The sequence below is a fragment of the Nonomuraea sp. NPDC050202 genome (assembly GCF_040656115.1).
GTDB lineage: Bacteria > Actinomycetota > Actinomycetes > Streptosporangiales > Streptosporangiaceae > Nonomuraea.
In genome coordinates, this window is the sequence record NZ_JBFALF010000042.1 from 70,092 (window position 1) to 90,084 (window position 19,993).

The following is a 19,993-nucleotide window of genomic DNA, read 5'->3' on the forward strand; positions in this document are numbered from 1 at the left end:
GGGCGCTTCGTTCCTTCACCCCCGACGAACCGCCCGAGGAACCGCCCGTGCTCCGCCACCGTCCCGGCCTGGTCGTCGTCGCCGTCCTGGCGATCCTGGTCGCCGCGTCGGGCGTCGTCGCCCTGACGACCGGCGATGCCCGGCTCTCCATACTGCTCGTCTACGCCTGGTTCCCCGGGCAGCCGGACGAGGTGGACGCGGACCTCCTCGTGATGCTGGTCCTGGTCGGGCTGGTACGCGTCTGGGGGTTGTGGCAGATCCTGCCGAAGCGGCGCGACGGCGGGCGGCGGGCGACCCGGGAGGAGCGGCTGCTGCGGATCGCGCTGTACGTGTGGCTGGTGTGCGAGCTCGTCGACCGCCTGCCCCTCGGGTCCGACCTGCCCGAGGACCTCGCGCAGGTCGCCGCGACGGTGCTGTTCTTCCGGGTGATGCGCACGGTGCCCCTGGCGTTGCGGCTGGTGGCGCTCGTCGCAGGGCTGCTCATGCCGGTGCGCAGGCTCGCCGTCGTGGCGCTCGGGACGGCCGGGGCCGATGGCCAGGTTCTCTACGACGTCCTGCCCGCGAGCGGGGTGCCGTGGGTGCCGTGGGTGGTGTGGCTGGTGCTGACGCTGGTGGCGCAGGCGAAGGACGGCCGCTGGCGGCGGGGCACGTTGTGGGCGGGAGCGGTGGTCGCGGCGGGACCGGTGCTCGAACCCCAGTTCTTCTCCCCCTTCAGCCGGTCCTACGTGTGGTTCGAGGGCATCGGGCTGGTCCTCGACGTGATCACGGTGGTGTGGCTCGGCCGGTCCGCGCGCGAGGCCGCCAACGAGCCCAAGGTCCCGTCCGGCAGCACGTCCAGGTGTGCGCTGCGGTGGTGGCCGGCGCAAGGGGCGGCGGTGGTGGTGCCGCTGGTGCCGGCCGTGGTCAACTGCGTGAACGGGGTTTTCGCCTGGATCGGGCCGCGCGGGGCGATCTCGTCCTGGTTCTCCGGGAACGGATGGTTCCTGCGGCAGCTCTGGCACCCGCTCGACCTCCTCATCGGCATCGGCGGCGCGTCGGGGCTGGTGCTGGCGGCCGTGCTGCTGCGGACCCGGCGGCTCGTGCTCGGCACGATCGCGACGCTGCTGCTGGCGGCGGTGGCGGGCGTGGTGAGCGGGCTGACGACGGCGGACGAGGGAACGCGGGCGGTCCAGGTTTTCGAGGCCGCGCTCTTCGACGAGCTGCTCACGAGCCTGCCCGGCGTCTCCCCGCTCTGGTACAGCGCCGCCTTCACGCTCTCCGCCCTGCTCCTCACGCTCGCGTACGCCACCCCGCCGGCCAGGCGCAGCCCGTACCGGGTGGTCGCGGCGAGCCTGGCCACCGGCGCGCTGCTCGCCCTGGTGCCTGCGTCGGACCAGGAGCCGGACCGGACCAGCACCTACGGCGAGTGCGAGGCCGAGCTGAGCCGGCGGTCCTCCATCGCGATGACCGGCGAGCGCGAGTTCGTGTGCGGGGTGCGGTACAGCACCGCCCCGCTGTTCGGCGAGGACATGCCGGACCGGCGGGTGATCGCGTACGGGCACCGCATGTGCGGCGTCTACACGAGCGGCGACACGCGGGACAGGACCCGGTTCCGGCAGGCGTACGGGATCGACCCGCTCGAACACGCCGGGCTCCTGGCGAGCATCTGCCCGAAGGCCGAAGCGGACGTGGAGCAGGCGGCGGCCGAGGAGGAGGCCGAGATGCTGGCGTGGGAGGCCGAGCAGCAGGCCATGTGCGACCGCGCGCCGCGCCACCGGCCGCTGATCGAGCCGGTGCGGGCCACCAGGGAGAAGGAGCCGGACTGGCCTGAGGTCGGGCTGGAGGCGTACGAGGACGCGGACGTTCCGGAGTCCGACCTCTACAGTCAGGACGTCGATCTGGTGGCCGCCGCTCCCGGTCACCTGCTCATCGAGGTCGACACCACCTACCGCGTCTGCGTCACCACCGAGACCTACGACCGCCGTCCCCCGGTCGAGACCCGGGGCTGGCAGCACGTCGTCGAGGTCGGGTACGAGAGCCCGACGGGCAGCATCGTGCTCGCCGACAACCTCGCCGGCGTCACGCTGCCGGACCTCGCCCTGCGCGGCAGGAAGGGGCACTACCGTATCCGCGTCCACTACGACCCGCCCGACTGGGACAAGAAGGTGGGGCAGCGGCTGCTCGTCATGGCCTGGCCGGGACGCGGCGACGACCGCGTGGTGCACCGGGCGCCTCAGCGCTGAGAGCCGGTCCATCGGCGGAGGCTCGTTGCGGTCATGCGGTCCCCTTGGCCAGGACGTCCGCGATGGCGGCCACGATCTCGTCGGCCGTGCCGGCGTGCCCCAGGTGCTCCGCCATCAGGGCGGCCGACCGGATGGCCCCGATCGGATCGGCGACGCCATGCCCCGCGATGTCCGGCGCCGACCGGGGATCACGGCGATGCCATGCGTCGTCATGCCGGCGATTCAACCGGCGCTGCGCGGAAAGGTCCAAGACGGCGGCAACGTGAGGAGCAGACGATGAACTCCGGCCTCCCGAGAACCGACGTCGACCAGGCCCTGCTGGGCCACGCCACCTACCGCAGCCTCGGCGAGCAGCGGCTGACGCCGGCCGAGGAACGTTTCGAGAAGGCCAGACGCACCACCGGCCTGTGGCTCGCGCCGCTCGTCACGGTGGTTTTCCTGCTGCTGCCGTTGCGGATGGACGCCGAGCAGCACACGCTGGCGGGCGTGCTGCTCGGGGTCATCGTGTTGTGGGTGACCGAGCCGGTGCCCATCCCCGTCGGCGGGCTCATCGGCGTCGGCGTGATCGTGCTGCTCGGCGTGGCCTCCGCCACCGACGCGCTCGCCCCGCTCGGCTCCCCCACGCTGTTCACCTTCATCGGCGCGTTCATCCTGGCGCAGGCGATGCTCAAGCACGGCGTGGCGCGCCGCTTCGCCTTCCGCATGTTGTCGCTGCCCGGCGTGGGCCGCTCGACGTTCCGGCTGGTCGTGGCGTTCGGCCTGATCACCGGCCTGCTGTCGGCGTTCGTCTCGAACACCGCCACCGTGGCCATGCTGCTGCCCACCGCGCTCGGCATGCTCGCCGTCATCGCCAAGCTGCTGCAGGACCGCGGGCTGGTCGCGCCCGACTTCAACCCGCTGCGGCTGCGCGTCGGCGCCGCGCTGGTCCTGATGCTCGCGTACGGGGCCAGCGTCGGCGGCCTGATCACCCCTGTCGGCAGCCCGCCGAACCTGATCGGCCGCGGCCTCATCGAGGAGGCCACCGGCAGGCGCATCTCGTTCACCGAGTGGATGCTCACGGCGCTGCCGATCTGCGCGCTCATGTTCGCCGCGCTCGCGGTCGTGCTGCTCCTGCTCAACCGGCCGGAGATCCGCAGGATCGAGGGCGTCGAGGAGTACGTGCACCGCGAGCGCGCCACCCTCGGCCCGCTGTCACGCGCGGAGAAGAACACGCTCGTCGCCTTCGGCGTCACCGTGTTCCTGTGGGTCTTCCCCGGCCTGGTCGCCGTGTTCACCGGGACCGACTCCGCCCTCTACACCACGATCAGCGGCAGGCTCAACGAGGGCGTCGTGGCCGTGCTCGGGGCGGCGCTGCTGTTCCTGCTGCCGACCGACTGGGGCAGGCGCGAGTTCACGCTGAGCTGGAGCGACGCCGCCAAGATCGACTGGGGCACGATCGTGCTGTTCGGCACCGGCATCATCTTCGGCTCCCTGCTGGAGGGCACGGGGCTGGCCAGGACCATCGGCTCGTCGGCGGGCTCGGCGCTGGGGCTGGGCAGCGTGTTCGCCATCACCGCGTTCGCCGTGGTGCTGGCCGTGCTGGTCTCGGAGACCACCAGCAACACGGCGTCGGCGGCCGTGGTGGTGCCGATCGTCATCCCGATCGCGGTGGCGGCCGGGGTGAACCCGTTCGTGCCCGCGCTGGCGGCGACGTTCGCGGCGTCGTTCGGGTTCATGCTGCCGGTCTCCACCCCGCAGAACGCGATCGCGTACGGGTCGGGGGTCGTGCCGATCACGACCATGATCCGGTCGGGGGTGAGCTTCGACGTGCTCGGCGCCCTTCTGATCATCGTGCTCCTGCCGCTGCTCGTCGGGCTGACCGGCATCGGCGCCTGATCAGGCCTCCCTGGAACGCAGGAACGCCTCCAGCGCGGCCCGGACGGCGGCCCGCGTCGGCTCCAGGGCGATGCCGTGCTCCCACAGGAGCTTCCCGGCCGTGCCCGACTTGTCGTGCAGGAGGCCGAGGAGCATGTGCTCGGTGCCGATGTAGTTGTGCCGCAGCTCCGCCGTCTCGGTCAGCGCGGCCGTGAGAGCCCGGCGGGCGTCGGCACCGACCGAGAGCGCCGCCGGGGAGCCGGTGCCAGTGGGCAGCCGCCGCTCCAGGGCCTCGCGCAGGGCGGCCGGGTCCGCGTCCTGGGTGGCCACGGCGCGGACGGCCAGCGTGTTCGGGTCGTCGAGGATGCCCAGCAGCACGTGACCGGCCTCGATGGAGGGCCGGCCGAGGCGGCGGGCGTGCTCCTCGGCCCGTTCGAGGGTCTCCTTGGCCCGGCCCGTGTACCGCTCGAACGCTCCCGACCTGGCCAGGTCGGCGATGGTGAGGCTGGACCAGCGCCGGCCGTAACGCTGCTGGGCGGCCTGGCGGCTGATGCCGAGGTGGTCGCCGATGTCCGCCCACGAGCAGCCCTCGGCCCGCGCCAGCTCGACCAGGTAGCCGAGCAGGCGGTCGCCGACCTTCTCCAGGTCGGACAGCACGCCTTCGGCCACGGTCAGGCGGGTCAGGGCGTCGGTGTCGTCCGCGCTGCGCTCTTCGACGATCGACAGCAGCTCGGCGAGATCGGGTAGCTGTGGCACCATACCATTATGACTGTCAACACTTGCCTTGACACTTCATGGATGTCAATGCGACCGTTGACACATGGACATCAGCACGCTGGGAGAGGCGCTCGACACGTTCGTGCCGGAGATCATGGAGCACTGCGGGACACCGGGGTTGTCGATCGCGGTGGGGGCCGGCACGGAGGTGGCGCTGGCGCGGGCGTACGGGGTCGCGGACCTGGCCACCGGCCGGCCGATGACGGTGGACACGGTCGGGCCCACGGGCTCGGACTGCAAGCCGTACACCGGGGTCGCCGCCCTGCAGCTCGTGGAGCGCGGCGTGATCGGGCTGGACGAGCCGATCGAGCCGTACGTACGCGTCGTCAACCCGCACGGGCAGCGGCCCGTCACGCTGCGGGACCTGCTCACCCACCGCAGCGGGCTCGGCATCGGCATGGGCAACTTCGACCGGGTGCCGCCACCGCCGCTGGGGGAGCACCTGCGGCGGGTGCTGGAGGCGGGGCGGTCCGACGCGTACGGGGGCACGATGGTCCCGTTCTGGGCCGGGCCCGTGGGGGCGCGGTACCAGTACAGCAACGTGGGGATCGCCGTCGTCGGGCACCTCGTCGAGCTGCTCAACCCCGACGGGGTGACGTTCTCCGAGTGGGTGGCGCGGCACGTGTTCGCGCCGCTGGGGATGGGCTCGACCGTGTTCCCGCGGGCGCAGCACCCCGACTTCGTGCCGGCCGGGCTGCTGGCCCGCCGCTCCACCGGGTACGCGACGCTGCCCGGGGTGCGGCTGCCGCTGCCCCCGCTGTACCCGGGTGACTATCCGGCGGGCTCGGCGCTGAGCACGCCGTCCGACCACGCCCGGTTCGTGCTGGCGATACTCAACGGCGGGTCTCCGGTCCTCTCCCCGGAGCTGGCGGCGCAGATGGTCACGGCCCAGGCGTCCGGGGGCACCCTCATGGGGCCCCAGCCCGATCTGTCCGTCGGGCTGGTGTTCAACGTCTTCGGCGGCGAGCACCCGTACATCGGGCACGGCGGCGAGTACCCCTGGGGCTGGACGCACTTCACCCGCGGCTGGACCGAGGACCGGGTGGCGCTGGTGATCTCCGCCAACCAGTTCGACCTGGGCGACTTCGGCCTCTCCGACCGGCCCGGCCACGCGGCCGCCCGGCTCGTCGCCGAGCTCGTCACCGCCTGGGTACACGGCGCCGACCCCCGGCCCCGGCGCAGCCTCGCGGCCGGGCGGAGCTTCCTGGCGGGGCTGCTGGTCGGCGACCGGCTCACCACCCGGCTCGGCATCGCGTCGCGACCCTCCGCCGAGGACGTCGCGCGGATCGCCGAGGAGGCCGTGGTGTCGCTGCCCTGGGATCCGGAGGCGTTCCGGCAGGGCGTGGGGCAGGTACGGCTGACGGCGACGCCGCTGGCGGACAACGCCGCGACCGTACGGCGGGAGCTGCCGGGGCACGAGCTGGCGCTGCTGGCGCGGCAGCTCGGGGTGCCCGGCCTGGTCCCGCGGCTGGAGAGCTCGCCGGCGGTGGAGAGCTCGCCGGTGGTGGAGAGCTCGCCGGCGGTGGAGAGCTCGCCGGCGGTGGAGAGCTCGCCGGCGGTGGAGAGCTCGCCGGCGGTGGAGAAGTGAGCGTGGGCGACAGCCGTACCGTGCTGGAGGCCCTGTCGATCGCGGTGTCGGCGGGCGTGCCGACACTGTTGTGGGGCAGCCCCGGCACCGGCAAGACCTCGGCCGTCGTGGCCCTCGCCGAGTCCCTGAACTGGCCCGTCGAGGTGGTCATCGGCTCGATCAGGGAGCCGAGCGACTTCGCGGGCCTGCCGGTGATCTCCGACGGCGCGGTGCGGCTGACCCCGCCGGCCTGGGCCCACCGGCTGGCCACCGCCGGGCACGGGCTGCTCTTCCTCGACGAGCTGACCACGGCTCCCCCTGCGGTGCAGGCCGCGATGTTGCGGGTGGTGCTGGAGCGGGTGGTCGGCGACGTACGGCTGCCGGACAAGGTGCAGGTGGTCGCCGCCGCCAACCCGCCCGAGGAGGCCGCCGACGGCTGGGACCTGGCGCCGCCGCTGGCCAACCGGCTCGTGCACCTCGACTGGCCGGTGGACGGCAGGCAGATCGCCCGGGGCCTGGCCATGGGTTTTCCGGCGCCGTCGCTGACCGGATTCGCGCAGCCACCGTCCCCCGAGCAGGTGATGGAGGCGCGCGCGACCGTGGCGGCGTTCCTGGAGGTCAGGCCCGCGCTGGCGCTGCAGGTCCCCTCGGGCGGCAACCTGGCGGGCAGCGGTACGTCCGCCAGGCCGGGCAGCGGCGGCGGCACCTGGGGCGATGGCGCGTCCAGGCCGGGCGGTGGTCAGGGGTGGCCCAGCCCCCGGTCGTGGGAGGCGGCGGCCAAGCTGATGGCGGCGTGCAAGGCCGCCGGGGCCCCGGCCGAGGTGCTGGACGTGCTCGTGGCGGGGGCCGTCGGGGAGGGGGCGGCGCTGGAGTTCCTGTCCTGGCTGGAGCACCTGGACCTGCCGGACCCGATGGCGGTGCTGGCGGACCCGGACGCGTTCGAGCTGCCCCGGCGCGGCGATCGGGCCTTCGCCGTGCTCACCTCGGTGGTGGCCGTCGCGGTGGCCGCCGGCGACGTGGAACGCTGGGACGCCGCCTGGAGGGTGATCGCCAAGGCCGCCCGTACCGCACCGGACGTGGCCACCCTCGCGGCCCGCACCCTGGCCGGCCGCCGCCCGCCGGGCGCCAGGATCCCGGCCGCGCTGCTGGAGCTGACCCCGATCCTGCGCTCGGCGGGGCTGCTCGGTGACTGACCCCGACCTGTGGCAGAAGTGGTCGGCGGCCCGCGTCCGCGCCGCCCACCAGGCCCCGTACCTCGCAGCCGCCCTGCTCTCCCTCCACCCCGTCATGGTCACCGGCACCCGCGGCGAGCTGCGGCGCTTCCCCACGGACACGGGCTGGCGCGTGTACGTCGAGGTCGAGGAGCTGGCGCGGCAGAGCGTGCGGGAGGTGGCCTTCTGGCTCGTCCACCAGGTGACCCACCTCCTGCGGGAACACGCCCGCCGCTACCCGGGCGGCGTGGTGGAGCTGCTGCCCGAGGAGCAGCAGGCCTGGAACCTGGCCACCGACGCCGAGATCAACGACGACCTCACCGCCGACATCTCTGACCTCCCGCCGGAGACGGCCGCCCCCACCCGCCCCGGCCTCCCCCCGAACGCGACCACACCCGCACGCCGTGACCTTCCACCGGACGTGACCACCCCAGCCCGGCTCGGCCTCCCGGACGGCTGGACCGCCGAACGGTACTGGCACGCCCTCCGCGAAGCGGCCCACCGGCACGAACAGCCGGAGCACCACAACCCGCCCCACCCACCGACCGCCCCAGGAGACTGCGGCAGCGGGTGCGACGGCCTGCCCCGCACCTGGAACCGCGACGACCTGCCACCCGCCCTCTCCCCCACCACCGCCCGCCTGACCGCACTGGACACCGCCCGCAGGATCCGCGAACGCCTGAACGCCCAGGACGACGTCCCGGCCGGCTGGCGCCGCTGGGCCGGCCAGGTGCTCGAACCGTCCGTGAGCTGGCGCCGCCACCTGTCCGCCAGGGTGCGCCACGGCCTCACCCAGGCGGCGGGCCGCGCCGACTACACCTACCGCAGGCCGTCGCGCAGGGCCGCCGCGCTGCCCGGCGTCGTCCTGCCGAGCCTGCACCGCCCCCTGCCCTCGGTGACCGTGCTGATCGACACCTCGGGCTCGATCACCGAGACCATGCTGGCCCAGGCCCTGGCCGAGGTCACCGGGGTCCTGAGGGCCATGGGCATCGCCCGCCGCCTGCTCACGGTGATCACCTGCGACGCCCGCGCGTACCGCCCGCAGACCCTCACCCGGATCTCGGACCTGCGCCTGGACGGCGGCGGAGGCACCGACCTGCGCGCCGGCTTCGCCGCCGCCCTGTCCACCCGCCCGTCCCCGGACCTGATCATCGCGATCACCGACGGCCGCACCCCATGGCCGCACCGCCCGCCCAGGACCCGGGTCATCGTCGCCCTGCTCGACCCGGCCGGCCGGGCACCCGAGTGGGCGCAGACCGTACACGTGGAAGGAGCATCATGACGTCCAGCACGCCGGAGTTCGGCCCCGCCCCGTACGCGGCCGCCGGCATCCCGCCCGCCGAGGGACACCGCTGGTGGACCTGGCGGATGACCGCCACGCAGGCCACCGCCTGGCGGCGGGCCGGAGTCACCGACCCCGCGCAGGCCGTCCAGTGGACCACCGCCCACGTCACCCCGGACACGGTCGCGGCCTGCCGCGCCGCGGGCCTCACCGCCGCCGAGGCACTCCTCTGGCACGAGTACGAGTTCGACCTCGACGACGCCATCACCCTCAAGCACCAGGGCCACACCCCGGAGCAGGCCTACGACCTCAAGCGAGGCCGCAAGCCCCGCAGCCCGCACGACCCCACGGCCCCCGGGGACGCGTTCACCAGCCTCATGGCCTTCGCGGGCGGCGGCGACCCGCGTGACCGCGCCCAGCGGTTCATCGCCCGGCTCGGCAACACCGACGCCCTCGTCATCTACAGCTACTGCGGCGAGGACTGGGTGGACGACGAGGCCGCCGCCTGGGCCCGGCACAACGTGCCCGCCCCCACGGCCCGCATGTGGCAGGAGCTCGGCCTCAGACCCGCCGAGGCCGCCCGCTACATCCAGCGCGGCCTCACCCCGGTGGCGGTCGCCCGGGCGTGGTGGCAGGCCGGCATCCCGTTCGAGGAGACGGCGTCCTGGGCGGGCGCCGGCCTGACCCCGGAGGAGGCCGCCGCCCAACGCGCCAAGGGCGTCACCGCCGAACAGGCCGAAACCCTTCGCACCCTCCGCGACGACCGCTGACGTCGCGACACCCCGGATCACCGACGCGCCTCAGGAAGGCCGCCGCCAGTATGCCGCGCACGCACTGCTGTGCTTGACCACCTGCGGCAGCGACCACTGCGCGGGCCAGATCTGCAGCAGGTAGTGATCGACGGGCCCGTTCGACAGGTCCACGCCGTCCACGGCCTCGTCCATGCCCCGTGCGTGGTACCGCAGCCGGTACCACCCGGGCCCGGCCGGCAGGGCGGGCAGCTCGTGGCACTCGCCACCCCACTCGTGCAGCTCGAACTCGCCGGACGCGGACTCGATGCTGATCTCCACGACGTCCTCGAAGCCCTCGACGTCCGCCCCGGGATCGTGGCCGGCCACCGCGACGGTGAAGTCGACCGTCCCGGTGTGCAGGCCCGTGATGAGGAACGCGTCCCCGTCCTCGACCCGGATGATGCCGACCGGGTGGGTCGGGTGGTCGTCGAGAAGGTCCCCGGGGCCCTCGGCGTCGTCGGTGCAGTCGATCAGGTACGCCTGCCCGTAGCTGACGTGGAGGTCGAAGTTCGTGACCTGCACGGTGTCCGGTAAGCCGGTTGATTCGCTCATGAGCACCGAGCGTAGGGATGATCACCGACATTTCGGGGGCCGGGCTGCACCGGCACGCAGTGCGTCTGGGCGGGCTCGACCGGCGGCAGCACCGTCTCGCGGGGCGCCTGGACACCACGGCGTGCTCGGTGACGGTCAACTGACTCACATGGTCGTCCCGCCCGAGACGTCGAGCCGGTGCCCGGTGATGTAGCGGCTGTCGTCGGAGGCCAGGAAGGCGACGGTGTCGGCCACGTCCTGCGGCGTGCCGAGCCGGCCGAGGGGTGTCTGCGACGACAGCCAGGCCAGGGCATCACCGACCAGGCGCCCCTCGTGCATGTCGGTGTCGATGACGCCGGGGGCCACGAGGTTGACCGTGATGCCACGCGGCCCGAGCTGCTTGGCCAGCGCGACGGTGAGGACGTCGAGCGCCGCCTTGGACATGGCGTAGTCGATCGCCCTGGGCATGGCGGCTCCCCTGGTCAGCATGGTGCCCACGGTGATGATCCGCCCGCCGTCGCGCAGCCGTGGCAGGGCTTGCTGGGTGATGAAGAACGGGGCGGTGGTGTTGACCGCGAACAGGCGCTCGAGGCCCTCCCGGGTGACGCCGTCGATCTCGCTCTGACCGCCGAGGATGCCCGCGTTGTTGACCAGGACGTGCAATCCGTCGGCGTGCGCGTCGAAGCCCGACCACAGGGCTTCGGCGTCACCCGGCGTGCCCAGCTCGGCCTGGACGGCGAAGGCCTGCCCGCCGCCGGCCTCGATGGTGGCCACGACCTCCTTGGCGGCCGCGTGGTTGCCGCCGTAGTGCACGGCGACGCGGGCGCCCTCGCGCGCCAGCCGGGTGGCGATCGCACGGCCGATACCCCTGCTCGCGCCGGTCACCAGCGCCGTCTTCCCGGTCAATCGCATCATGATCATCTCCTATTCGCGTACCACGTACGTGAATAGGACCATAGCCATTCAGGTACGATGTACGCAAATGCACGGGAGGGATGCGCATGGCCGACGAGGAACCCACCAGCATCTGGATGCTGCCGGAGCGGCAGGAGCGCTCAGGACCGGGACGGCGCCCCGGCTACAGCCGCGAGCAGATCACCCGGGCGGCCGTCCTGATCGCCGACGCCGAGGGGGTGGAGGCCGCGACCATGCGGCGGATCGCCGGCGAGCTGGGCACCGGCGCCATGTCGCTCTACCGCTACGTACCGCGGCGCGACGACCTGCTCGACCTCATGATCGACCTGGCGATGAGCGACGTTGAACTCCCCGACGCCCCCTCCGGTGACTGGCGCGCCGACCTGGCGCTGCTGGCCCGGCAGACCCGCGCCGCCGGCCTGCGCCATCCCTGGCTGATCACGCTGCTGACCAGCCGGCCCACGCTCGGCCCGCAACTGCTGCGCGTGCACGAGTTCGCGCTCGGCGCTCTCGACGGGACCGGGCTCGGCATCGACGACAGCACCGGCCTGGTCGGCATGCTCGACGACTACACGCACGGCGCGATCCGCCGCGAGCTCGGCTGGCTGGAGGAGGCCCGCCGCACGGGGCTGGACCCCGAACGCTGGAAACGCGACTACATGGGCCCGTACGTGCGCCGGGTCGTCGAATCCGGCGAATTCCCGCTGTTCAGCCGGTCGGTGCTCGACTCCCGCACCGCCCACCTCACCCCCGAGGAACGCTTCCGGCACGGGCTCGACCGCGTCCTCGACGCCATCGCCGCGCTCATCCCGTCGCTGCGTACCCGCTCGGCGGAGAGGCCGGCCCGCCCACTCAGGAGGAGCTGACCGGCACGAAGCCGGAGCCCGCCCGGTAGTTGGGCGACTGGTGCCGGAAGTAGGTGTTGTAGACCTGGCAGTAGCGCCCGCCCCTGGCCAGCAGCGTGGCGTGGTCGCCCTCCTCCACGATCTGCCCGTGATCGAGCACGATGATGCGATCGACGTGCTCGATCGTGGACAGCCGGTGAGCGATGACGATCGACGTCCGCCCGGCCAGCACCACGTCCAGCCCCTCCTGGATCTGCGCCTCGGTCAGCGGATCGACGCTGGCCGTGGCCTCGTCGAGCACCACGATCGCCGGGTCCTGGACGAGCAGCCGGGCCAGCGCGACGAGCTGCCGCTGCCCCATCGACAGCGCCCGCCCGTGCTCGCCGACATCCGTCTCCAGCCCGTTCGGCAGCGCCTCGATCCAGTCGCCGCCGCCCACCGCCGACGCCGCGGCCAGCACCTCCTCGTCGGTCGCCTCGGGCCGCGGGTAGCGGATGTTCTCCGCGACCGTGCCGCTGAACAGGAACGGCGCCTGCGGCACCGCCCCGATCTGCCTGCGGTAGCTGCCCAGCTCCAGGGTGCGGATGTCGCGGCCGTCGATCAGCAGGCGGCCGTCCTGGAACTCGTAGAAGCGGGTGATCAGCTTGCTCAGCGTGGACTTGCCCGCACCGGTGTGACCCACCAGCGCCACGGTCTCCCCCGCCTCGATGGTCAGGTCGAAGTCACGCAGCACGGGATGCGCCGGGTCGTAGCCGAACGTCACGCCCTCGAACTCGATGCGCCCCGCCAGCCGCCCGGCGGGCTGCGAGTCCGTCTGCACCACCCGCGGCGGCGCGTCGATCAGCGCGAAGACCCGCTCGGACGCCGACAGCCCCTGCTGGAACTGCGACCAGAACGCGGCGATGGACGTCAGCGGGAACCAGAAGAGCGACACCCCCTGCAGGAACAGGTACCAGTCGCCGGCGGACAGCCCGCCCCCGACGACCGACGCGCCACCGAGCTGGACGAGCGCCACCGTGGCGAGCCCGGCCACGAGGAAGAGCACCGGGAAGATGGCGGAGAAGACGAACCCCTGCCGCAGCGTCACCTGGTAACTCTGCCGGTTGATGGGCCGGAACTCGTCGTAGACCTGCTGCTCCTGCCGGAAGTTCTTGGCCACGGCGATGCCGCCCATGGTCTCCTGCAGGTTGGCGTTCACCCGGCTCAGCGACCGCTGCGCGCGCCGCGTGCTGACCCTGGCCAGCCGCCGGAACAGCAGCGCCAGCCCCACCACGACCGGCACCACCAGCAGCGTCAGCAGGGCGAGCTCCACGCTGCGCACGAACAGCAGCACCGTGACGAAGCCCACCATCAGCACCTGGCTGATCAGGTCCATCGTGAGCGTGGAGACGGTGGCGAAGTCGTCGGTGTCGGACGTCACCCGGCTGACGATCTTGCCGGACGGCGTCTCGTCGTAGAAGGACAGGTCACGCTTGAGCACCGCGTCGAACGCGTCCTCGCGCAGGCGCAGCACCACGTCACCGGTGACCTTCGCGCTGTTCTTCTGCCGGACGAAGTTGAAGCCCCACGACACCACGCCGGTGGCCAGGATGCCCGCGGCCAGCAGCCAGCCCACCTGGCCGATCGTGCCGTCGGCGATGGCGTCGACGGCCAGGCTGCCCAGCGTGGGGATGGCCGCCTGGCTCGCGGACCCCAGCACGATCATGGAGGCCACCAGGGCCATGGCGCCCAGCTTGGGCCGGAAGTACGACATGATCCGGCGCAGCAGGTCGCGGTCGTTGTAGGTGCGGTCGTAGTCCTCGGCCTCGAGGCCGTCCATGAGGAAGCCCATCAGCGCACCCCTCCCTGCTCGCCGGCCAGGACCGGCCCCTCGTCGCGGAGGTCGGCCTCGTCGTAGTGGGCGAAGACCCGCCGGTAGAGGCGGCTGCGCCCGATCAGCTCGTCGTGGGTGCCGAAGTCGACCACCTGGCCGCGCCGCAGCAGCAACACCTTGTCCGCCCAGCGGATCTGCGAGAGCCGGTGGGTGATCAGCAGTGTGGTGCGCCCGTCGAGGATGCGCCCGATGGCCTGCTGGATCTTGTCCTCGGTCGCGGAGTCGATGGCGCTGGTGGAGTCGTCCAGCACCAGGATCGCCGGGTCGGTCAGCAGCGCCCGCGCGATGGCCAGCCGCTGCCGCTGCCCGCCGGACAGCGTGACGCCCCGCTCGCCGATCACCGTGTCGTAGCCGTCGTCCAGCTCGTCGATGAACTCCGCGGCCTGCGCGTCGCGCGCCGCCTCGACGATCGCCTCGCGGTCGGCCCGCTGCCCCTTGCTGAAGGCGATGTTCTCGGCCACCGAGCGGGAGAAGAGCACGATGTCCTGCTCGATCGTGGAGATCTGCGAGCGCAGCGAGTCGAGGTCCCACTCGCGCACGTCCACGCCGTCGACGAGGATGCGCCCGGAGGTGACGTCGTAGATGCGCGGCACCAGCTTGGTCAGCGTGCTCTTGCCCGACCCGGTCTCGCCGACGACGGCCACGGTCTCGCCGGGCTTCACCGTGAACGTCACCCCGCGCAGCGCCGGCTCGCCGTCGGCCTCGTAGCCGAACGTGACGTCCTCGAAGACGATCTCCCCGGTGATCGGCGCGGCATGCCCGTCGGCCCGCTGCTCGATCTCGCTGTCGGAGGTGATGAGGCCCAGGATCCGGCGCGAGGAGACGATGCCGATCTGGATCAGCGAGAACGTGAAGATCGACATCTGCGTCGGGAACCCGAGCATGCCCATGAGCCCCATGAACGCGACCAGCTCGCCGATCGTGATCGCCCCGATGCCCTGCAGGTGGATGCCGTGCCACAACGCAGCCGCCATGGCGAAGGCGAACAGCAGCGTCGGCAGGTAGCGCGCCTGCACGAGCCCGTTGCGTACGAAGGAGTCGCGATACCGCCGCGCGTTGGCCCGGAACCGCAGCCGCTCCTGCGCCTCCTGCGCGGTCACCTTGATCACCTCGATGCCCCGCACGGCCTGGTTGAGCCCCGCGTTGAGCTCGCCGAACTCCTCCCGCATGCGGGTCGCGACCGGGTTGAGCTGCCGCATGTAGTGCCAGAGCGCCACCACGAACACCACCGCGAACACGCCCGGCGCCAGCAGCAGCCGCGGATCGATGGCGGCGATGAAGAACAGCGGCACCAGCCCGGTCAGCCCCGAGTCCACGATGAGGTCGGCCCCCGGCGTGATCATGATCGAGAGCTGCCGGATGTCGTTGGCCGCCCGGGCCATCAGGTCGCCGACCCGCTGCCGGTTGTGGAAGGTCTGGCTCTTGCCGAGCAGGCTCACGTACAGCTCGTCGCGCGCGTCGCGCTCCAGCCGCTTGGCCAGCACCTCGCTCGACAGCCGCGCCCACAGGTCGAACAGCCCGCGCGCCACCACGATCGCCAGCAGCGCCCACGCGATCAGCCCGAGCGCGTCCATCGGCTCGCCCCGCACGCCGAGCACGGCGTCGAACGCGTCGCCGGTGAGCTGCGGCACCATGGCGTTGAGCACCACCATGGCCAGCGACCCGCCGAGGAAGCCGAGCAGCTGCAGCGGATGGCGGCGCAGGTGCGACCAGAGCCAGCGCACCGGGCCGGCGCGGTTGTGGCGCGGCCCGGCGACGGAGAACTCCGAGCCACTGGTGATCGACATGCTCAAGCCCCTCGGCTAGGTGGACCTGCTTTGTATCACCGGGCACCGACAGTTCTCGAACCCTTTTACGCGGTGGCGTAGCGTAGCCTCATGGAACGCATGAGTGACGACGAGTGGCGGGCGTTCGCCTCGGCGGGCACCCGCACGGGCAAGCTCGGGGTGACGCTGTCCGACGGCGCGCCGCACATCACGCCGATCTGGTTTCTGCTGGACGACGACGAGGTGGTGTTCAACACCTCCGAGACCGGCCTCAAGGCCAGGGCGCTGCGCCGCGACCCCAGGGCCGTGCTGTGCGTGGACGACCAGGCGCCGCCCTACTCGTACGTGCTGATCAAGGGCCGCGCCACCATCTCGCTCGACCTGGAGGAGATGCTGGTGTGGGCGGTCGAGATCGGCCGGCGCTACATGGGCGACGGGCGCGCCCAGGAGTTCGGCACCCGCAACGCCGTCCCGGGCGAGTGCCTGGTCCGGCTGCGCATCGACAAGGTGATCGCCCAGCGCGCCGTCGCGGGCTGACGCTCCTGGATCGGCCGAAGGATGTAGTCCCGTTTCCTCAACCGGCAGGAGGTCCCGCGGGCCGGGCCTGATTACGGTCTTCTTCTGAAGATTCGGTATGCCCGTCCCGATCGAGAAGGATCGTCCATGTCCTCTGCCTTCAAGACACTGTTCACCGGTCTGATCACCTTCGCGATCGGGCTGGCGCTGTGGCTGTTCGGCTCGGACCAGACGGTCCTCGTCTTCACGCCGTCCAAGGTCGGCGTGGTCCTGATGGTGGTGGGCGGTCTGGAGTCCTTGTACGGGGTCTACAAGAGCGTTCGGAGCTGATGGCCCGCCCGGAGATCAGCCGAGGACAAGCGGCAGCCTCCCGGCCAGCTCGCCGAGCGCGACCCGCTCCTCGGCCGTCGGCGCCCGCCGCCCGGTGCCGACGAGCAGCGCGTCCGCGTCGGAGAACTCCGCGGGGAACGCCGCCCCGGCCAGCTCCTCCAGCATCGCACGGGCACGGGACAGCCCTTCGGCGGGCGGCCCGGCGACATGCGGCAGGTGGGCGATCAGGTCGAGGTGGTGCAGCGTCCACTCCATGACGTACGCGGACAGGTAGTCGCCCGCCGTGAGGACCTGGTCCTTGGTCCCGACCCGAGCGGCCGGATCGGCGAGCACGGCGGCGCGCCCGGCCGCCGAGCCCACGTCGTCGAGGTGGAACTTGAGCAGCCGCGGCTCCTGGTAGGCGGCGGCGAGGCGGACGGTCAGCGCGTCGAGCGGGTCGTCGCCGGTCGGAGGCTCGACGAGGTCCCAGTACGTCACCGCGTTCCTGGTCGGCTCCCTGTCCTCGGGAGTGGCGAGGGTGATCAGAACGTCCTGCGCGTCGATGACCAGGTGGCATGCGAGGTCCCGTACGAGCCAGCCGGCACAGCCGGACGGCCGCTCGAAGTCCTCGTCGGGAAGCTCGGCGACCGCCGTGCGCAACGCCGCCCAAGACCGTGAGAAGAGATCCACCGCCGCACGCTAACAGCGCACACCACCGGAAAGCGACCGGAACTCCGGCTCCCCTTGTACCGGCGTTCAGCTGGCGCGCCGCAGAGCGAGCGCGGCGGCCACCCACGCGTCCGGGATCGCCGGCAGCACCGACACCGGGTGCCCGGAAAGGCTGCGGCCCGTGGCGTCCGCGTGCGAGCGGACGCCACGGGCCAGGGTGGCTGTCACGAATCGTCCCCCGATGGAGCGGGCCGAGCGGATCTCGGCCATCGGGGAGGTGGTCCAGCGAACGGCTCATGACCCGGCTGTCACCGGAAGCGGTCATGTCTGCGTCATGCCGACATGCGGCCATACCGGTGAGCAGGCCGTCAAGCGGCGTCAAGGGCCGCGGTGATCTTGCGGAGCATCTCGGCCACGGGAGGGCGGGGCTCGCCCTGGTGGGTCCGGGCGGCCGCTTCGACGGCGACGACGACGGTGCGGCGGAAGTTGACGGCCTCCGCGGGGTCCTGCTTGTTGAGCAGGCTCATGGCCGCGGTCAGGGCCGGCAGCACGACGTCGGCGAGTTCGGCCACGGACTTGCCGCGCAGGTTCACGCCCTTGGGCCATTCGGCGAGCACGTGACCGGTCAGGCCGGTCGCGGAGGCCAGGGCGATGGAGCCGTGGGTGGCGGCCCGGTGCGGCTTGCCGGCGGCGTCGGCGGCGGCCATCAGCGAGACCGAGCCCCAGGCTGCGGTGCGCATGGTGATCTTGTCCTGGGTTGTGAGGGTGAGGGACATGGTGGGGGTGCTCCGTTCTGTGAGGTGCTCGGTCGCTTCGTGACATCCACGATCGCCGACCGGTCTGATACCGGGCCGTCGCCGTTCTGACGCGGCCGCTGACACGGCCTCTATGCGGCGACGAGGGTCTTGGACTCGCTGGTGGCGGGCGCGCCTGCCGTGCCGCGGCGTCCGCGCAGCAGGAGCAGGGCCAGTACGGCGGCCGCGAGCACCCCGGCGGCGGCGGCCAGGAAGGCGGACGACATGGCCGCGCCGTAGGCCTCGCGAGCCACCGCGGACAGGGACGGGTCGGCCACGGCGGCGGCCACCGAGCGGCGGGCCTCCTCGGGCGCGCCGGCTGGCATGGCCGAGGCGTAGCTGCTGGTCGCCAGGCTGCCCAGGATGGCCACGCCGAGCGCGGCACCAGCCTGCTGGATGGTGTTGTTGAGCGCCGAACCGGCCCCGGCCCGCTCGGCGGGGATGGCGCCCATCAGGGCGATGACCGCCGACGGCATCGCCAGGCCGCTGCCCGCGCCCAGCACGGCCTGCGCGACGGCCAGGACCGCGAAGCTGTCGGCGGACGGGAGGCCGAGCAGCCCGAACCCGCCCGCCATCACGACCATGCCGAGCACCGCGGTGGTGCGGTTGCCCAGCCGGGTCCCCAGCGCGGCGCCGACGCCGTTGAAGATCATGGAGGCGGCGAACATCGGGATGAACGCCAGACCGGCCTGGGTGGAGGTGTAGCCGAGGACGAACTGCATGTACTGGGTCAGCACCAGCAGCAGGCCGCCGTTGCCGACCTGGACCAGCGTGAGCGACAGGCTGCCGCCCGCGAAGTCACGATCGCCGAACAGCCTGAGCGGCACCATCGGGTGCTCGGTGCGCAGCTCCCAGAGGACGAAGGAGCCGAGGGCGACGACGGCGATCACCAGCGGGATCCAGGCGATGCCGTGCGCCAGCTCGTTGATCGTCCACACCAGCGCGGACATCCCCACCACGGACAGGACGGCGCCGAGCGGGTCCGGCCTGGTCACGGGGCCCCTGGACTCGGGCATGAGGGTCACGGCGGCCGTGACGGCCAGGGCGGCGACCGGGACGTTGATCCAGAAGACCGCCTCCCAGCCGAGGGACGCGACCAGGGCTCCCCCGAGGACGGGGCCGCCGGCCAGCCCGAGCACGCCGAAGGCGGCCCCGGCGGCCATGGCCTTGCGCCGCTCGGCCTCGTCGGTGAACACGTTGATCATGATGGACAGGTTGGCGGGCATGATCAGCGACCCGCCGACGCCCATCGCCACGCGGGCGGCGATCAGCTCGCCGGGGGTGGTGGCGAACGTGGCCACCAGGGAGGAGGCGCCGAACAGTGTCAGGCCGATGACCATGACCTTTCGCCTGCCGTACCGGTCGGACAGGGATCCGGCGGTGAGCAGCAGGCCGGCGAAGACCAGCATGTAGGACTCCAGGATCCACTGGATGTCCTGCGCGGTCGCGCCCAGGTCGGCGGACAACGCCGGGACGGCGACGGTGAGTGCCATGTTGTCGATGACCAGCACCAGCGTGCTCAGGCAGAGCGCGATGAGGATCAGCCAGCGGCGGGGATGCGGTTGCATGTCTTCTGCTTCCGTTCAGGTGCGGAGAGTGGTCGGGTGGTGGGTGGATCCGGCGCCGCTGGGCACGGTCTGAGGCGAGGGCCGCCCGAGGGGATCTCACCCTCGGGCGGGGCCTGGTATCAGTCCTCGATGGCCTGGTAGACGGTGGTCCAGAAGTCGTTCATCAGGTGGGCGGGGCTGGGGACGGTGTAGCCGACCTGGGTGAGCAGGATGCCGGTGACCTGGGTGGCCGGGTCGGCGTAGGCGGAGGTGCCGCTGCCGCCGTCCCAGCCGAACTGGCCGATCGGGGCGTAGTCGCCGCGGTAGGTGCGCACTGCCATGCCGATGCCCCAGCCGCCCTGCTGGCCCTGGCCGAAGGAGATGTGCACGGCGTTGCGGGCCAGGGCGGTGCGGGCGGCGTTCTGCTCGGGGGTGAGCCGGTTGGTGGTCATCAGCTCCACCGCCGGCCGGGACAGGATCCGCCGGCCGTTGTGCACCCCGCCGTTGAGCAGCATCCGGAAGTA

20 protein-coding genes and 1 pseudogene are annotated in these 19,993 nt (G+C 72.4%); 10 read left to right on the forward strand and 11 right to left on the reverse strand.

Translation table 11 applies throughout. The features are described 5' to 3' along the window. The first annotated feature begins 47 nt into the window (after positions 1-47). Positions 48-2,222 (forward strand): hypothetical protein, encoded by a 2,175-nt coding sequence (locus AB0I79_RS53765; protein WP_357891880.1) that lies wholly within the window; start codon positions 48-50, stop codon positions 2,220-2,222. A gap of 31 nt (positions 2,223-2,253) precedes the next feature. Here AB0I79_RS53765 and AB0I79_RS53770 read toward each other — a convergent pair whose 3' ends face one another. Continuing rightward, on the reverse strand, positions 2,254-2,472 hold the full coding sequence (locus AB0I79_RS53770; protein WP_357891883.1) for an isocitrate/isopropylmalate family dehydrogenase: 219 nt from the start codon (positions 2,470-2,472) through the stop codon (positions 2,254-2,256). A gap of 26 nt (positions 2,473-2,498) precedes the next feature. Here AB0I79_RS53770 and AB0I79_RS53775 point away from each other — a divergent pair, with 26 nt between their 5' ends. Beyond that, a complete protein-coding gene (locus AB0I79_RS53775) occupies positions 2,499-4,097 on the forward strand; it encodes a DASS family sodium-coupled anion symporter (RefSeq protein WP_357891886.1) in 1,599 nt (532 codons plus the stop codon). Here AB0I79_RS53775 and AB0I79_RS53780 read toward each other — a convergent pair whose 3' ends face one another. Then, positions 4,098-4,835, reverse strand: a complete 738-nt coding sequence (locus tag AB0I79_RS53780) for a Clp protease N-terminal domain-containing protein (RefSeq protein ID WP_357891889.1) — start codon at positions 4,833-4,835, stop codon at positions 4,098-4,100. A gap of 61 nt (positions 4,836-4,896) precedes the next feature. Between AB0I79_RS53780 and AB0I79_RS53785 the strand changes: the two genes are divergently transcribed. Genes AB0I79_RS53785 through AB0I79_RS53800 form a run of 4 tightly spaced genes read left to right on the forward strand, consistent with a single transcriptional unit; the run spans position 4,897 to position 9,683 of the window. Next, positions 4,897-6,441: a serine hydrolase domain-containing protein gene (locus tag AB0I79_RS53785; protein WP_357891892.1), complete on the forward strand. Its 1,545-nt coding sequence runs from the start codon at positions 4,897-4,899 to the stop codon at positions 6,439-6,441. 2 nt (positions 6,442-6,443) lie between these two features. After that, positions 6,444-7,613, forward strand: a complete 1,170-nt coding sequence (locus tag AB0I79_RS53790) for an AAA family ATPase (RefSeq protein ID WP_357891895.1) — start codon at positions 6,444-6,446, stop codon at positions 7,611-7,613. Next, complete coding sequence (locus AB0I79_RS53795; protein ID WP_357891898.1) at positions 7,606-8,913, forward strand: VWA-like domain-containing protein; 1,308 nt, start codon at positions 7,606-7,608, stop codon at positions 8,911-8,913. Before AB0I79_RS53790 ends, AB0I79_RS53795 begins: the two co-directional genes overlap by 8 nt. After that, positions 8,910-9,683, forward strand: a complete 774-nt coding sequence (locus tag AB0I79_RS53800; RefSeq protein WP_357891901.1) for a hypothetical protein — start codon at positions 8,910-8,912, stop codon at positions 9,681-9,683. Before AB0I79_RS53795 ends, AB0I79_RS53800 begins: the two co-directional genes overlap by 4 nt. 30 nt (positions 9,684-9,713) lie before the next feature. Here AB0I79_RS53800 and AB0I79_RS53805 read toward each other — a convergent pair whose 3' ends face one another. Then, complete coding sequence (locus tag AB0I79_RS53805) at positions 9,714-10,256, reverse strand: hypothetical protein (RefSeq protein ID WP_357891904.1); 543 nt, start codon at positions 10,254-10,256, stop codon at positions 9,714-9,716. A 17-nt stretch (positions 10,257-10,273) separates the two neighbouring features. On the opposite strand from AB0I79_RS53805, the gene AB0I79_RS53810 reads away from it, so the two are divergent. Then, complete coding sequence (locus AB0I79_RS53810) at positions 10,274-10,399, forward strand: hypothetical protein (protein WP_357891907.1); 126 nt, start codon at positions 10,274-10,276, stop codon at positions 10,397-10,399. Between the two features lies 1 nt (position 10,400). Here AB0I79_RS53810 and AB0I79_RS53815 read toward each other — a convergent pair whose 3' ends face one another. After that, on the reverse strand, positions 10,401-11,150 hold the full coding sequence (locus tag AB0I79_RS53815) for an SDR family oxidoreductase (protein WP_357891910.1): 750 nt from the start codon (positions 11,148-11,150) through the stop codon (positions 10,401-10,403). An 86-nt stretch (positions 11,151-11,236) separates the two neighbouring features. Between AB0I79_RS53815 and AB0I79_RS53820 the strand changes: the two genes are divergently transcribed. Then, on the forward strand, positions 11,237-12,016 hold the full coding sequence (locus AB0I79_RS53820) for a TetR/AcrR family transcriptional regulator C-terminal domain-containing protein (RefSeq protein WP_357891913.1): 780 nt from the start codon (positions 11,237-11,239) through the stop codon (positions 12,014-12,016). Here AB0I79_RS53820 and AB0I79_RS53825 read toward each other — a convergent pair. Further along, a complete protein-coding gene (locus AB0I79_RS53825) occupies positions 12,003-13,826 on the reverse strand; it encodes an ABC transporter ATP-binding protein (RefSeq protein WP_357891916.1) in 1,824 nt (607 codons plus the stop codon). The genes AB0I79_RS53820 and AB0I79_RS53825 overlap by 14 nt on opposite strands. After that, positions 13,826-15,655: an ABC transporter ATP-binding protein gene (locus AB0I79_RS53830; RefSeq protein ID WP_357891919.1), complete on the reverse strand. Its 1,830-nt coding sequence runs from the start codon at positions 15,653-15,655 to the stop codon at positions 13,826-13,828. The genes AB0I79_RS53825 and AB0I79_RS53830 overlap by 1 nt, the downstream gene beginning before the upstream one ends. 90 nt (positions 15,656-15,745) lie before the next feature. Between AB0I79_RS53830 and AB0I79_RS53835 the strand changes: the two genes are divergently transcribed. Beyond that, positions 15,746-16,171, forward strand: a complete 426-nt coding sequence (locus AB0I79_RS53835) for a PPOX class F420-dependent oxidoreductase (RefSeq protein ID WP_357891922.1) — start codon at positions 15,746-15,748, stop codon at positions 16,169-16,171. Positions 16,172-16,297: 126 nt separating this feature from the next. Then, on the forward strand, positions 16,298-16,480 hold the full coding sequence (locus AB0I79_RS53840; RefSeq protein ID WP_357891925.1) for a DUF5708 family protein: 183 nt from the start codon (positions 16,298-16,300) through the stop codon (positions 16,478-16,480). A 15-nt stretch (positions 16,481-16,495) separates the two neighbouring features. Here AB0I79_RS53840 and AB0I79_RS53845 read toward each other — a convergent pair whose 3' ends face one another. The 5 genes and pseudogenes from AB0I79_RS53845 to AB0I79_RS53865 all read right to left on the reverse strand — a co-directional run. After that, entirely contained in the window at positions 16,496-17,149 is a 654-nt protein-coding gene (locus tag AB0I79_RS53845; RefSeq protein ID WP_357891927.1) for a maleylpyruvate isomerase N-terminal domain-containing protein, read from the reverse strand. Positions 17,150-17,215: 66 nt separating this feature from the next. Continuing rightward, entirely contained in the window at positions 17,216-17,356 is a 141-nt protein-coding gene (locus AB0I79_RS53850) for a hypothetical protein (RefSeq protein ID WP_357891930.1), read from the reverse strand. Between the two features lie 140 nt (positions 17,357-17,496). Then, positions 17,497-17,904: a hypothetical protein gene (locus AB0I79_RS53855; protein ID WP_357891933.1), complete on the reverse strand. Its 408-nt coding sequence runs from the start codon at positions 17,902-17,904 to the stop codon at positions 17,497-17,499. Positions 17,905-18,014: 110 nt separating this feature from the next. Further along, the gene (locus tag AB0I79_RS53860) at positions 18,015-19,490 is read right to left on the reverse strand and encodes an MFS transporter (RefSeq protein ID WP_357891936.1); all 1,476 of its coding nucleotides are present in this window, start codon (positions 19,488-19,490) and stop codon (positions 18,015-18,017) included. Between the two features lie 119 nt (positions 19,491-19,609). Then, a pseudogene (locus AB0I79_RS53865) lies at positions 19,610-19,993 on the reverse strand (serine hydrolase); the annotation flags it as partial.